We start from the raw sequence: 13,158 nt of genomic DNA on the forward strand, positions 1-13,158 counted from the left end.
GTTAAATCGGCAGCGTCGTGCCGGTGATTGCGAAGTCCCGTAGCCAACTGATGAACAGTGCCCACACGCCACTGAACAGTGCTATGCCCACTGCGATGAGTAGGAGGCCGCCGATGATCTGGATTCGTCGAGTGTTGCGTTGTAGCCAGCCGACGGTTCGGATTGCCCAGGTGGAGCTCCAGGCGACGAGGATGAATGGCAGCCCCAGCCCGAGGCAGTAGGCGACGATGAGCATGACACCGCGCGTGCCGCTGAAGCCGCTTCCGGCGGCGACGGACAGTGCGGCGGCGAGCGTTGGTCCGAGGCAGGGTGTCCAGCCGAGGGCGAACACTCCGCCCAGGAGAGGCGCGCCGACCCAGGTAGAGACAGCCTTCGGCTGGAATCGGGTATCTCGTTGCAGCACCGGTACGAAGCCGATGAAGACCAAACCCATGAGGATGGTGATGACCCCGCCGATGCGCTGGAGCAACTCCTCGTGTGGTGCGAGGTATTGAACCGTTCCGAGGACCATTGCGCTAAGCGAGACGAACACAACGGTGAACCCGCCAACGAAGAGCAGAGATGCCCCGACGACCCGGTAGCGCGAGCGTTGTCTGGCCTTCTTTTCCTCGAGAGTGATCGTTCGCGACTCGCTGTGGCGCTGTTCGGCCTGCGCCACGGTGACCGGTGGTCGCTCGGCGCCGACGACGCTAGCGAGGTAGGCGAGATAGCCGGGGATGAGCGGGACCACACATGGCGAGGCGAACGAGACCAGACCGGCTAGTAGGCAGGCGCCGAGGGCGAGCAGAAGGGGTCCGCTGGCCGCTGTCTGTTGGAACGCCGAACCGATACCCTGCGCGAGCACCAGGCCGTCCATCGGCGGCATGGCACCGGCGAAGACGAGGTCGGCAACATTCGTCACGGCGTGGCACTCTCCTCGTCGGCCACCAATTCGGCGATGACGTCCCGAAGTTGGTAATCGGTGACCGCCGCCAAATACACGGCGGCCACCCGGTGTTGCCGGTCAAGCACGAGGGTTGTCGGCACGATCGAGGTGGGAAAGCCGCGAAGTGCACCTACGGCCGCGTTGGACGGGTCCCAGATCGACGGGTAGGTAAGGCCGTTGTCGCGCACGAAGTCGACCGGCTTATCGCGATTGGGATCACGCACGTTGATCCCGAGCACGGTGGCGCCCTGGGATTCGAACTCCTCCTGAAGGCGCTGAAGATCGTCGACCTCGGTGCGGCAAGGCCCACACCATTGGCCCCACGTATTGAGGATCACCACCTCGCCCTTGTAGTCAGCGAGCCCGATGGTCTGGTCTGGGTCAAGCAGATCCGGCCCGGCGAGTTCGGCAACCGGTTTCCGTTCTTCCTCGGGGTAGTGGATCTCCAGCTGTCCATCTGGACTGACGAACTCAAACGTGCCGCCCTGCGCGACCGCATCGGTGCCACTCCCACAACCGGAGAGGACAAAGGCGCCCGCACACAGGGCCGCCCGGAGGCGCGCGCGGAAACCGATTGCTCGGATACTGCCCATGCTTTTCACTCCGGTCTGCGACGGGTCATTGCCCCCTCGGCTCCGAACCGGCGGTGCCGCACGGGGTGGCTCTCTCGAACACCAGTGACGTGACCGGCACTGGCGAGATGTTCCCGCTGTCCGATCGTGCCATAGCCACTATCCGCCCTGTTAAACGCCCCAGAACGGCGCGGCAAGCGGGTGGGTTCCGGGGGTAGGCCAGGTACACCTGTGCCCATTGACTGTGTTGGCCTTGCGGTTTCGTCGTCTTTAGATGCGTGGTCACACCGCCAGGGACAGTTCACTGAGTCCTGTACTATTCAGTGCATGCTGACTGTTGCTTCGCGTCAAGGTGTGATGAACCGACTCGGTCGTGCGATGGCCGACCCGACTCGTTCTCGAATTCTCATGAGGCTGCTGGATGGGCCCGTGTATCCCGCCGAGATTGCCCAGGAGCTGGGGTTGACGCGTTCAAATGTGTCGAATCATCTCGCCTGTCTCAGGGATTGCGGGATCGTCGTGGTTGAACTCGAGGGTCGGCAGAATCGGTACGAGATCGTCGATGCCCATCTGGCACGTGCGTTGAACGCCTTGGTCGAGACGACTCTTGCCGTTGACGAGAACGCGCCCTGTCTGGACATGCAGTGTCCGGTCGAGGGTTGCTGCAGTTCGGAAGGGGGTCGGCGGTGACAACGTCCGCGTGTGGTTGTGAGCCGGCCGGGCCAGTGGCCGGCCCTGACGAGTCCGCTTCGTGGTGGCGCAACGGTGCCGTCCTCATCCCGGTGTTCTCTGGCCTGACGCTCCTGCTGGGTGTGATCCTCGAGTGGCTCGCCAACGGCCCCGGGGCGGAGACTGCAGCGGCGTGGCTGTTCTGGACCGCTCTCCTTCTGGGCGCCTCGCAGTTTGTTCCAGGCGCGGTGCGGGGTCTGCTCGTCCGGGGTCGGTTGAGTATCGGGCTGCTGATGACGATCAGCGCCGCCGGTGCGGTCGGGCTCGGGTTCATCGAGGAGGCCGCCGCTCTGGCCTTCTTGTACTCCATCGTCGAGGCGCTGGAGGATCGGGCGATGGACAAGGCCCGCTCGGGCTTGCGGGCCCTGTTGGCGCTGATTCCCTCCAGTGCCACCGTCCTCGGCGCCACCGGGGGCACCCGCACCGTGCCCGTTGAGTCTCTGGAACGCGGCGATGTGCTGCGTCTGGTCGCCGGCGAACGTTTGGCCACCGACGGGATCGTTCGTGTCGGGCAGAGCAGCCTGGATGTCTCGGCGATCACGGGTGAATCCATTCCCGTCGAGGTCGGGCCCGGTGACGCGGTGTTGGCCGGCTCGATCAACACCTCCGGCGTCCTGGAGGTCGAGGCCACCGCCGCAGGGACAGACAATTCCTTGACCACAGTGGTCGAACTGGTTGAGCAGGCACAGACAGAGAAGGGGGAGCGGGCACGTATCGCCGACCGCCTGGCCCGCCCGCTGGTGCCGGGTGTTCTCATCCTGGCTGCTCTGGTCGCCCTGATCGGCTCGATCTTCGGAGATTCCGGACTGTGGATCGAGCGAGCACTGGTGGTACTGGTCGCCGCTTCGCCGTGCGCACTGGCGATCTCGGTGCCGATTACGGTCGTCTCCGCGATCGGTGCGGCCAGCAAGTTCGGGGTGATCATCAAATCCGGTGCCGCGTTCGAGCGCATGGGCTACCTCCGGCATGTGGCAGTGGACAAGACCGGCACCTTGACCCGAAACCAGCCCACCGTCACGCAGGTCCTCACCACTGGCAACGCTGCCCAGGACGAGGTCCTGAGCTGGGCGGCCGCTCTGGAAACCCACAGCACCCACCCGCTGGCCGCAGCGATCACCGCCGCAGCTACCGAGGTCCCCGCCGCATCGGCGGTCACCGAGTCCGCGGGCGCGGGAATCGCCGGCCTTATCGATGGCGCGCACATCGCCGTCGGCAGCCCGCGCTGGCTCGACCCAGGTCCTCTGGCAGATCACGTTCACGCGATGGAGGCCCGCGGCATCACCGTGGTGGTCGTCCACCGCGACGACCACCCGGTCGGGGCCATCGGGGTGCGCGACGAGCTGCGTCCAGAGGCCGGCGAGGCCATGACGTCGCTGGCGTCGAGGGGTATGGGCGTGACGATGCTTACCGGCGACAACGCCCGCACCGCTGATGCACTGGCCGTCGAGGCGGGGATCACCGACGTGCGTGCCGAGCTGCGTCCGCAGGACAAGGCGCAGGCAATCGCCGAGTTGCGTGCCGACGGCCGGGGGCCAGTGGCGATGATCGGCGACGGTGTCAACGACGCCCCCGCGCTCGCCTCGGCGGACATCGGAATCGCCATGGGGGCCACCGGCTCCGACGCAGCGGTCGAGTCGGCGGATGTCGCATTCACCGGCGATGACTTGCGACTGATCCCGCGCGCCATAGACCACGCCCGCCGCGGTCGTCGCGTCATCAATCAGAACATCATCCTGTCCTTGGCGATCATCATCGTTCTGCTTCCACTGGCGATCACCGGAATTCTGGGACTCGCAGCGGTCGTCCTGGTCCACGAGGTCGCCGAAGTCTTCGTGATACTCAATGGCCTGCGTGCCGCACGCACCAGGCAGCTCGAGCGACCCTCGAGCCCAAGAACTGCCGACCGCGACGACAGCCGGCACATGCACCAGCTGGCACCGCTCCCTCATTGACACTGTGCCCGCGTGCCCCGCACCGCACACCGCCGGAAAAAAACGACGGCAACCATCACAACACTCGGTATCGACCGGACGGCCTTGCGCTGCGCCCCGGCATCGACGGGAGGGCATCAGCTGCCAGGCACGACTGAGCAAGAACAATGCGTACACCGATGGCCGAGACCCACCCGAACTTATCGACGGTTCGTGCTAACATCGCTCTATGGCGATCAATTATGGGGTGCCCGATTCAGTGACGTTCGAGGATCGAAACACCTATGCAGCGTTGTTCCATGCTCTGGCAGAACCAACTCGACTGGCGTTGTTGGAGCATCTGGTCAGTGGTGAGCATCGGGTTCGGGATCTGGTCGATCACATGCATCTGGCACAGTCCACGGTGAGCAAGCACCTGGCTTGCCTGCGGGATTGCGGGTTAGTCAGAATGCGGATCGAGGGGCGCTCCTCGTGGTTCTCGCTGGCTGAGCCGGCCCGGCTGGCGGACCTGGTGGAAGCCGCCGATGCGCTGTTGAGTGCGTCCGGGGTGTCGCCGTCGCTGCGCGATCACCAGGACCACCCCGACCTTGACCTCGGGCAGGAGTGAGTCGAGATGGGGCATAGCCACGGTCACGACCATGGAAGTACTTCTCCCCAGGCCGATCGCGGGACGCGTCGTCGGCTGCTGATCGCGTTCTGCATCACCGCGATCATCGTGGTGGCCCAAGCGGTGGGCAGCGTGGTCACTGGCAGTCTCGCGTTGTTGACCGACACCGCTCATGCATTGGCTGATGCGTCGGGATTGTTGGTTGCGGTCATAGCCGCGACGATGATGCTGCGTCCACCGAGCAGTAAACGGACCTGGGGATTCGCCCGGATCGAAGTCATCGCCGCACTAGGGCAAGCTGTCCTGCTGATCGTCGTCGGTAGCTATGCCGCGATCGAAGGCGTCCGCAGACTCTTCGAGCCGGCGGACGTGCCCGGTACCGAACTGCTGGTGTTCGGCGTGATCGGCCTGATCGCCAATATCGCCGCCATTGTGGTGCTGGCCTCCAGGCGAGGCGACAACTTCAACATGCGGGCGGCATTTCTGGAGGTGCTCAACGACGCTTTGGGGTCGGTGGGGGTGATCGTTGCGGCGATCGTCATCAACACCACCGGTTTCCAGCGAGCCGACACCATTGCCGCGCTGTTCATCGCCGCCTTGATCATCCCGCGCGCGTTCACGCTTCTGCGGCAGACGGTTCGGGTGCTGATGGAGTACGCGCCTACGGGGCTCGATCTGGATGAGGTTCGGGATCACATACTGGAGCTGGACCATGTTCGGGACGTGCACGACTTGCACGCATCCATGATTGGGACCGGCCTGCCGGTCATCTCCGCGCATGTCGTGATCGATGATCAGTGCTTCGAATCCGGTCACGCCCCGCAGATCCTGGAGGAGATCCTCACCTGCGTCAAGGAGCATTTCCCCGTCTCCATTGACCATGCCACCATTCAACTGGAGACTGCCGCCGTGCGTGACCGTGAATCTCCCGCAGTCCGACACGCTTGACCCGCTACGAGCCGGAGATGAACGGTTCACATTTCTGCACGATGGGTAGTGCGGGTCCGGCCAGCGGACTTGCTCGGCGCGGCGGCAGGAAAGGGATCGGCGGGCGCGGAGACGGCCACCAATGCGGGTGAAGGTACGACCCTGAAGGCCTCGGCAGGCTGGCCGACCCACGCGATCACCGCCCGAACCCGAGACTGTCTGATCAGCTGAGGCCCGGAGTCCGAGAGAGCGGCGGCCGAGTGGGCGCATGCGAGCAGGCCCGGTAGTCCGCCGGCAGGTGGACGGCCCGCATGAAACGTCGCCGGTCACGGGGGTGCGCAGAGCAGGCGCGAATCGGACCCCGGGATACCCGCTTCCTACGATAGGGATCATGTCGCCGTCGTCGAAGGCACCCTCGTCCAAAGCTTCCGCCACCGCCAGACCGCTGCGTACCCGCGGTGTGGTGCCGGTCGTGGTGCTGCTCGCGGTCGTGGCGGCAGGTGTGGTGGTCCCGCTCTCGCGAATGTCCACGGACCTGGCACTCGAGCTCCTCGGCGTCCCGAACCCGGGCCTGCTCACCACCGCCGGGCTCCCGGCGGTCCGCGCGATCGCCGAGCTGCTGGCATCGGTGGCGGTGGGAATGGCGCTGTTCGCCGCGTTCTTCACCCCGCCGCAGAAAGACAAGACCCTCGACGTGGACGGCTACCGCGCACAGCAGATCTCCTCGTGGATCAACATCGCGTGGGCGATCGCGGCGGCCCTGCTCATCCCGCTGACCCTGTCGGATGTGTCCGGGCGCACGCTCTGGCAGTCCCTGCCGCCGGACCAGTGGATCGTGGCGATCACTCAGATCGAGGTGGCATCCTCGTGGCGCTGGGCCGCGATCATTGCACTGGTCGCCGGGATCGGGCAGCGGCTCACCGTGAGCTGGCGCTGGTCGGTCATCTGGCTGGGGGTCACGGTGCTCTCGCTCCTGCCCGTTGCCGCGACGGGCCACGCCTCGGGCGGCACCGCCCACGACATCGCCGCCAACTCGCTGATCATCCACCTGTTCGCTGCCGCGTTCTACGTGGGCGGGCTCGTCGCGGTGATCGCCCACGCGCTGCGCGGTGGCTCGCGCGTGGCGCTGGCCCTGCGCCGCTATTCGGTGGTGGCCACGGTGGCGATCGTCGCGCTCGGGCTGACCGGGATCATCAACGGGCTGGTCCGTCTGCACCCCGCCGACCTGTTGTCTTCGACCTACGGGCTGCTGATTGTGGCCAAAGCGTTGTGCCTGGCACTGTTGGCGGTGTTCGGGCTGGCGGTGCGCCGGCGCATCATCAACCGCATCGAGGGAACGTCGGCCAACGCCCCGGTGGACCGCGGCACGCTGCTGCGCATCGGACTGGTCGAAACGGTGATCATGGCGGGCACCCTGGGTCTGTCGGTCTCGCTCGGCCGCACCCCGCCCCCGGCACCGCTCTATGTGCCCACCCGGCAGGAGTCGCTGCTGGGTTTTGAGTTGCCGGGGCCGTTCTCCTTCGAGACGGTGTTCGGTCTGTGGCGCTTCGACCTGGTGCTGGGTCTGGCCTCGGTGATCCTGCTCGGGCTCTACGTGTGGGGGCTGATCACCCTGCGCCGACGCGGCGACTCCTGGCCGGTGGGACGAATCGTGGCGTGGGTGCTCGGGTGCGTGCTGCTGTTCCTGACCACCAGCTCCGGTATGGGGATGTACATGATGGCCGACTTCGCCAGCCACATGGTCGGGCACATGCTCATCTCGATGCTCGTTCCGGTCCTGCTCGCCCTAGGCGGGCCGCTGACACTGGCACTGCGGGCCCTGCCGGCGGCGGGCCGCGGCAACCCGCCGGGACCACGCGAGTGGATCGTGGAGTTCATCAACAACCCGCTCTCCCGATTCCTCACCCACCCGATCGTCGCCTCGGTGCAGTTCGTGGCCGGGTTCTACCTGATCTACTTCGGAGGGTTCTACGAGACGCTGGCCTCCGAGCACCTGGGCCACATGTTCATGAACGTGCACTTCCTCATCAGCGGCTACCTGTTCTACTGGGTGATCATCGGCGTGGACGCGGCGCCGCGGCACTTCTCGCCCTTCTACAAGCTCATGGTGCTGCTCGGTTCGCTACCGTTCCACGCCTTCTTCGGCATCGTGCTCATGAACTACAAGACCGTGCTGGCCGAGAGCTGGTACTCGGGGATCGGGCTGCCCTGGCTCCCGGATCTGCTGCAGAGCCAGCAGGTCGGCGGCGGGGTGGCGTGGGCGGCGGGGGAGATCCCGCTGTTCATCGTCATGCTCGCCCTGGCCTGGCAGTGGTTCCAGACGGACATGCGTAAGGCGCGGAGGGGGGAGCGGCAGGCCGAGCGGGACGACGACGCCGAGCTCAAGGCCTATAACGACATGCTCCGCGAGATGTCCCAGACCGACCGGAAGTAGGGGACAAGCGGACCCTCGTCGTCGAGGATGGTTCCCTCACACCCCCTTGTTCGTCCCCCAGGCACGTCGGCGATAGGAGCGAGCCCGTGAACGAGATGGCCGCCCGCCGCAACATCCCCAACCCCACCAACCGGCGGGTGCGACAACCCGGTGGTCTCCACCTCAGTGGCGAGCAACCCCGCTACCAGGACCACGACACCGATCACGGCGAGGGGAAACAGAGAATGGGCGACGAACTGAGTCACAGCGCACGTAATCAGGCCGAGTTCACACGCTCGCACTGGCGGGCGATGCGAGAATTCGTGCTCGTCGGCCTCACCGCCATCATCGCGGGCGGCCTTGTCGCCGCGGTCACCGGTCCCACCGGTTTCGATGAGGGTTCCTGGGTGGCGGCCTACCTGGTGCTAGTTGCGGGGGTGGCCCAGGTAGGGCTGGGCGTCGGACAGGCACTGCTTACTGGCGGCACACTGTTCGGTCGCCTGCGTGTTGTCCAGCTTCTCGCCTACAACTTGGCCAACAGTGCGGTACTCGGTGGCACCCTGACCGGCTCCGTGATCGTGGTGGCCGCGGGCGGTGTGCTGTTGCTGATATCGCTCACGTTGTTCCTGGCCACTGTGCGTCACGCGCGCCCGCGTACGTGGTATCTCGTGCTCTACCGGATTGTCATTGCCAGCCTCGCAGTGAGTGTGCCGGTGGGCGTCGTCTTGTCAGTTGTTCGTCACAGTTAGAAGCCCAGTGTGGGGGAGCCAGGGCCTTGTCGGCCAGCCTGCGCCGTCAGAGTTCCGGCGTCATAGGGCGCTGCTGCTTGACCCCGAGTTGACCATGATGCCCCGTTCTGCCAGCCATGCCGACGGATCGACAGCCCGCGAGCCGCCGTCGGCCCATACCTCGAAGTGCACGTGTGGGCCGGTGGAGAAGCCGCGGTTGCCCATCACGCCGATTTGCTGACCAGCGACGACAGTGTCACCGACCTGAACGGTATTGCTCTCATTGTGGCCGTAGACGGTCATGAAGCCGTCCGGCGACATGATCCGAATCCAGATGCCGAAACCGGAGGCCGGGCCTGAATCGATGACGATTCCGTCGGTCGCGGCGAACAGCGGTGTGCCGATGGCGTTGGCGACATCGAGACCCGAATGGGACGTGCCCCATCGGGGGCCGAAGGAGGACGTTGAGATGCCCACTGCCGGGAGGGCCACAATGGGACGCCGCGCCTGCTCCTCGGCAATCTCACGCTCGTAGTTGAGTTCGGTGCCCCTCTGCAGACTGGCGACGAAACCCGCGGCGGTGGGTCCCGGCTCGCCTGACACGTTCGCGTCATCGGAGGTGAGGGGGAGCGGAGCCGAGGGGGTCGCGGCTTGGGCATCTTTGGAGTGTGCGTCATCGGTGCTACCGGCCGGGGGCTCGTCGGTCGCGAGAAGAACGATCCGCTGATCACTGACGGGAGCCGCTGCCGCAATAGAGGCACCCGCGGCCAGGGCCACGACCGCGGCGATACTGCGGTGGTTGTTCGGTGAAACCCGGCGATGGGCTCCGCGGCGGCGCCGCGGGGGGCTGGTCGACTGAGAGGCGTGCTTCGGTCCTGCTCGCTTCTCCACTGCTACCGAATCCCGTCGTCGTCTAACCGTAATCGTTTCGTGACCTGACCCCGGTTAAAGGTAGTGGCTGACCAACCGGGTCGCAAGGCAGATGCACGGCCGAGACGACCGTCACAGAGAGGACCAGTGAGGTGACAGCTCCGCCAGGGTTAGGCGCTGGCTGAGCTTCCGAGGTGGAGACGACTTCTCCCCGACCGGGAGTCGATCTGGGCGCACTGGGGCTGGCGATGATCACGAATTACGCGCTGAGGGGTGACACGATCGATACCGAGTTGTTATATTGGGTCGTGTTGCCGACGAAATCGGTCACCCGCATCGCCTAGACGTCGCGGGAACACATCACCCCGAACGATGGAGACAGCCCCATGATCGACTCCACCCGGCCCGTGACCGTCGCAGAGCTCACCGAGCGTTTGGGCGTGCGCAGCGCGACTTTGGCCGGCGGCCGCCATCGTGTGGCCAGCGAAACCGCGACGGTGTCGCGGTTTGTTGGTGGCGCCGTCGTCGGCGTAGCCCTCTCGGGCGGCCTTGGTCTGGCTTTCGCGCCAGCCGCCGCCGCTCAACCCGTCGCGATCGATCAGGCCCAGGTCGTCGAGGCGATCCAGTCCGCGGCCGAGCAGTTCGGCATCGGCCCCGCCGAGATCCAAAGGATTGGGGACCAGTTCGGCGTGGCCCCAAGTGAGGTCCGGCAGTACGCCGCCGGGCTCGGGCTCGGTTCCCTCGGCGACAGCGCCGGTAGTCCGCAGATCGGTGGTGCGCATGCCCCTACGGAGGCCGTGATCACCTCGGGGTTCGGCTCGCGTTGGGGCAGCTTCCATAACGGCACCGACTTTGGAGCGCCGATTGGTACGCCGCTCTACGCCGCCAAGAGCGGCGTTGTCGAAGCCGCTGGCCCCGCCGCCGGGTACGGCATCTGGATCCGCATCCGCACAGATGACGGCGAACTGCTGGAATATGGCCACAACGACCAGAACTACGTCAGCGTCGGCCAGCGGGTCAACGCCGGTGAAGTGATCGGAACCGTCGGCAACCGCGGAGACTCCACCGGCCCCCACCTGCACTTTCGCGTACAGACCGCCGCCGGTCAGTGGGTCGACCCGGTGCCGTGGCTCGCGGCCCAAGGAGTCCTCGTCTAGCACCGTCCACTTCGGGCGTGCCGACCGCCTCCCCGCGGGGGAGCGCGTGCTGGTGTTCGCCAATTTCCGGGCCGGCGTTGCAACCCCGCGCGGTAGTGCATTTCTTCGGGGAATCCCCGACTTACTAGATCTCAAACAAGCCCCTGCAGGTCACGGCGTTGCGCCCACTCCGAAAGGACTCCAGAACCGGAGAATTCTCCGGAACGCTGGCAGGAGTGGTTCCTGGTTTCCGGCCGCGTGCGCGACGTGGAAGCGTGTCCCGGCTGGGAGCGAAAACCGGGGTTCCGCGGACCGTCTTGATATCGCGGTCATTGAGCTGAGTCGTACGGGATTCGATCAGCAGGCCGGTGACCGGACCAGATGCTTACCGCCTCCACCGGCGGCGTCGAGTTGGTTGCGGTGCTCCTCACGCAGATGCTGCCGGGCTCGCTCGTGCTGCAGGAGTTGTGGGCCGACGGGACTCCGTACGCGCCGGGCGTGCGGTACCTCAACGGGCTACCCGGTACGTCGAGGTCGTCCTGCCGTACACGTCGGGCCTGGCCCCCGGTTCGATGGCGACCAACGTGGTGGTCCAGGACGGCTGCGAGCAGAACCTCTCCGAGCACGTTGCCGTGGCCGATCCCCGCGCCCCCGACTACGTCCTGAACGCTCTCGACCCCGGCAACCCGCGTCAGCCGCGGTGCGAGGCGAGCGCCCCGATTCACGATCCGCGGGAATCTTCCTCCCGATGTTCACCCCACCGCGAAAGGCCGGGGTCTTTGTCAATTTGCTTTTGGCCCCGTTTCGCGAGTGGTCAGGATCTGACGAAGGCCCGCCACGAAGTACACGACGAGCACGATCAGCATGATCCCGCTGACGATTACCGCAGCAGGCCGCTCTGCATCTCCGGCGAACAACGCGCCGAGGTCGGCAAGCGGCATGAGAGATCCCAGTGCCCCGAGCACGGCGATGACGAGCGCTGCGATCATCACCCCTCGGCTGGCGTTCGGGACGCGGCTCGCGATGAACGCCGCGATGAGCAGCAGCACACCGATAAACGCCGGTATCAGCGAGGTGGCACTCTCCATCCCGGTGGTGAAGTAGGCGATGAGTCCGGTGGCGGTGAGGATGCCGCCCGTCCACGTGGTCAATGCGATCATTGCTGATCTCCTAGGTCGGTATCTGATTGCAGCTAGGCTGGCACGCCCGTTGCTCTGCGAGCAGTCATCGGCTCCAACGACGCCTAATCAGGCTACGGTCCCGGACGCTGCTGGGGGCGAGACTCCAGGGCGCTCTTCAAGTGTCCCATTCGGTCATGAGTCCCGCGTTTCTGCTTGGGGGGTTAGGTGACACGGGCAGAGTCGACACGAATTGCTAGACCTCAACATGCCCGTGCAGGGCACAGCGTTGCGAACACCCCGGAATGGCTTCAGAACCACCGAATTCTGCGGAACGCCGGTCAACCGGAAGGTGCTGGCGGCCCAGTAGGTAGGCGCCCAGCGCAGCCACGCCGGGCCCGTAACACACCGGGGCTCTGGCCTCGGCCGGGAACGCAGCGGTAGTCACTACTCCGCATGAACATGCGCGCCGCTGGGCGCGGTGCTCGATGGCGAGCATGTTCGATCGGCGGGAGGTCGAAAACCTGACGACGCTGATCACGGACCACCAGGGCACCGGACAGGTCGTAAATGAGGTGCGCGCCCCCCGGTCAGCCCAGTTTTCCGACAGGCCCGTGCAGCCGGCTCCCGTCGCCGTGGTGATGCGCAGGGTGATCGGACAGCCGGCACGATTACTGTTTGGCAGGTGAAACGGTTCTCTCGCATGCTCAAGCCGGGATGGTTGATCACCCTTCTGTTCATCAGCCTCTTCGCCTACCTGTGCTTCACGATGCTTGCCCCCTGGCAGTTGAACAAGTACGAGGATCTCAAGGCACGCAATGCCAGCTCGTTGAGAGCAGCGTGGCAGGGCCGGTTCCGTTGGACGAAGTGATCCGGCGGGAGGGATCTCTCGGTGATTCCGAGTGGCATCTGGTTACTGCGCGCGGAAGTTACCTGCCCATGGAGGATGTCCTGTTGCGGATGCAGTCCGTCGACGGTGAACTCGTGTACCAGGCACTTCGTGCATTCCGCACCGACAGTGGTGACTCCCTGCTCGTCAACCGCGGATGGGTCCGCGTCGGCGACGACAACGCGGTCCCGGACTTCCCGTCCGCGCCGACGGGCCAGCTGACCATCATCGCCCGCCTCAGGATCCCGATGGATGCTCCCGTGAGAATGACAACCCCATTTGGCCCCGCTGTGCTGTTTTGATTTGGCCCCAC

General features: G+C 65.6%; 14 protein-coding genes. 10 read left to right on the plus strand and 4 right to left on the minus strand.

Annotation, left to right across the window (positions count from 1 at the left end; all coding sequences use genetic code 11):
- Window position 1: 1 nt before the first annotated feature.
- The gene (locus NR111_RS09470; protein ID WP_371517683.1) at window positions 2-856 is read right to left on the minus strand and encodes a cytochrome c biogenesis CcdA family protein; all 855 of its coding nucleotides are present in this window, start codon (window positions 854-856) and stop codon (window positions 2-4) included.
- 41 nt (window positions 857-897) lie between these two features.
- Window positions 898-1,518 carry a TlpA disulfide reductase family protein gene (locus NR111_RS09475; protein WP_067717362.1) on the minus strand — a complete coding sequence of 207 codons (621 nt, stop codon included), beginning with the start codon at window positions 1,516-1,518 and terminating at the stop codon, window positions 898-900.
- 306 nt (window positions 1,519-1,824) lie between these two features.
- On the opposite strand from NR111_RS09475, the gene NR111_RS09480 reads away from it, so the two are divergent.
- From NR111_RS09480 to NR111_RS09505, 6 genes are all read left to right on the plus strand, one after another.
- Window positions 1,825-2,187, plus strand: a complete 363-nt coding sequence (locus NR111_RS09480; RefSeq protein ID WP_063973160.1) for a helix-turn-helix transcriptional regulator — start codon at window positions 1,825-1,827, stop codon at window positions 2,185-2,187.
- A gap of 35 nt (window positions 2,188-2,222) precedes the next feature.
- Window positions 2,223-4,178, plus strand: coding sequence for a cation-translocating P-type ATPase (locus tag NR111_RS09485; RefSeq protein ID WP_017838576.1), 1,956 nt, complete (start codon window positions 2,223-2,225; stop codon window positions 4,176-4,178).
- A 208-nt stretch (window positions 4,179-4,386) separates the two neighbouring features.
- A complete protein-coding gene (locus tag NR111_RS09490; RefSeq protein ID WP_042330374.1) occupies window positions 4,387-4,764 on the plus strand; it encodes a helix-turn-helix transcriptional regulator in 378 nt (125 codons plus the stop codon).
- Between the two features lie 6 nt (window positions 4,765-4,770).
- Entirely contained in the window at window positions 4,771-5,712 is a 942-nt protein-coding gene (locus NR111_RS09495) for a cation diffusion facilitator family transporter (protein ID WP_017838579.1), read from the plus strand.
- Window positions 5,713-6,082: 370 nt separating this feature from the next.
- A complete protein-coding gene (locus NR111_RS09500) occupies window positions 6,083-8,125 on the plus strand; it encodes a cytochrome c oxidase assembly protein (protein ID WP_256820648.1) in 2,043 nt (680 codons plus the stop codon).
- A gap of 86 nt (window positions 8,126-8,211) precedes the next feature.
- The gene (locus NR111_RS09505; protein ID WP_017838581.1) at window positions 8,212-8,853 is read left to right on the plus strand and encodes a hypothetical protein; all 642 of its coding nucleotides are present in this window, start codon (window positions 8,212-8,214) and stop codon (window positions 8,851-8,853) included.
- A gap of 60 nt (window positions 8,854-8,913) precedes the next feature.
- On the opposite strand, the gene NR111_RS09510 is transcribed toward NR111_RS09505, so the two are convergent.
- Window positions 8,914-9,609 (minus strand): M23 family metallopeptidase, encoded by a 696-nt coding sequence (locus tag NR111_RS09510; protein ID WP_256820649.1) that lies wholly within the window; start codon window positions 9,607-9,609, stop codon window positions 8,914-8,916.
- Between the two features lie 479 nt (window positions 9,610-10,088).
- Here NR111_RS09510 and NR111_RS09515 point away from each other — a divergent pair, with 479 nt between their 5' ends.
- Complete coding sequence (locus NR111_RS09515; protein ID WP_067717370.1) at window positions 10,089-10,859, plus strand: M23 family metallopeptidase; 771 nt, start codon at window positions 10,089-10,091, stop codon at window positions 10,857-10,859.
- Window positions 10,860-11,620: 761 nt separating this feature from the next.
- On the opposite strand, the gene NR111_RS09525 is transcribed toward NR111_RS09515, so the two are convergent.
- On the minus strand, window positions 11,621-11,998 hold the full coding sequence (locus tag NR111_RS09525) for a hypothetical protein (protein WP_017838585.1): 378 nt from the start codon (window positions 11,996-11,998) through the stop codon (window positions 11,621-11,623).
- Between the two features lie 446 nt (window positions 11,999-12,444).
- Between NR111_RS09525 and NR111_RS09530 the strand changes: the two genes are divergently transcribed.
- The 3 genes from NR111_RS09530 to NR111_RS09540 are packed head-to-tail and all read left to right on the plus strand — an operon-like array spanning window position 12,445 to window position 13,147.
- Window positions 12,445-12,645, plus strand: coding sequence for a hypothetical protein (locus NR111_RS09530; protein WP_017838586.1), 201 nt, complete (start codon window positions 12,445-12,447; stop codon window positions 12,643-12,645).
- Between the two features lie 14 nt (window positions 12,646-12,659).
- Window positions 12,660-12,827 carry a hypothetical protein gene (locus tag NR111_RS09535; protein WP_159981201.1) on the plus strand — a complete coding sequence of 56 codons (168 nt, stop codon included), beginning with the start codon at window positions 12,660-12,662 and terminating at the stop codon, window positions 12,825-12,827.
- Entirely contained in the window at window positions 12,824-13,147 is a 324-nt protein-coding gene (locus NR111_RS09540) for an SURF1 family protein (protein ID WP_256820663.1), read from the plus strand. Before NR111_RS09535 ends, NR111_RS09540 begins: the two co-directional genes overlap by 4 nt.
- The last annotated feature ends 11 nt before the right edge of the window (window positions 13,148-13,158 follow it).

The sequence above is a fragment of the Dietzia sp. Die43 genome, from assembly GCF_024519835.1.
GTDB lineage: Bacteria > Actinomycetota > Actinomycetes > Mycobacteriales > Mycobacteriaceae > Dietzia > Dietzia kunjamensis.

Coding starts and splice junctions, on each gene's coding strand:
- NR111_RS09470 (WP_371517683.1), bottom strand. CDS start 856: ATGGACGGCCTGGTGCTCGCGCAGGGTATCGGTTCGGCGTTCCAACAG.
- NR111_RS09525 (WP_017838585.1), bottom strand. CDS start 11,998: ATGATCGCATTGACCACGTGGACGGGCGGCATCCTCACCGCCACCGGA.
- NR111_RS09500 (WP_256820648.1), top strand. CDS start 6,083: ATGTCGCCGTCGTCGAAGGCACCCTCGTCCAAAGCTTCCGCCACCGCC.
- NR111_RS09475 (WP_067717362.1), bottom strand. CDS start 1,518: ATGGGCAGTATCCGAGCAATCGGTTTCCGCGCGCGCCTCCGGGCGGCC.
- NR111_RS09535 (WP_159981201.1), top strand. CDS start 12,660: ATGCTCAAGCCGGGATGGTTGATCACCCTTCTGTTCATCAGCCTCTTC.
- NR111_RS09495 (WP_017838579.1), top strand. CDS start 4,771: ATGGGGCATAGCCACGGTCACGACCATGGAAGTACTTCTCCCCAGGCC.
- NR111_RS09490 (WP_042330374.1), top strand. CDS start 4,387: ATGGCGATCAATTATGGGGTGCCCGATTCAGTGACGTTCGAGGATCGA.
- NR111_RS09530 (WP_017838586.1), top strand. CDS start 12,445: ATGGCGAGCATGTTCGATCGGCGGGAGGTCGAAAACCTGACGACGCTG.
- NR111_RS09515 (WP_067717370.1), top strand. CDS start 10,089: ATGATCGACTCCACCCGGCCCGTGACCGTCGCAGAGCTCACCGAGCGT.
- NR111_RS09480 (WP_063973160.1), top strand. CDS start 1,825: ATGCTGACTGTTGCTTCGCGTCAAGGTGTGATGAACCGACTCGGTCGT.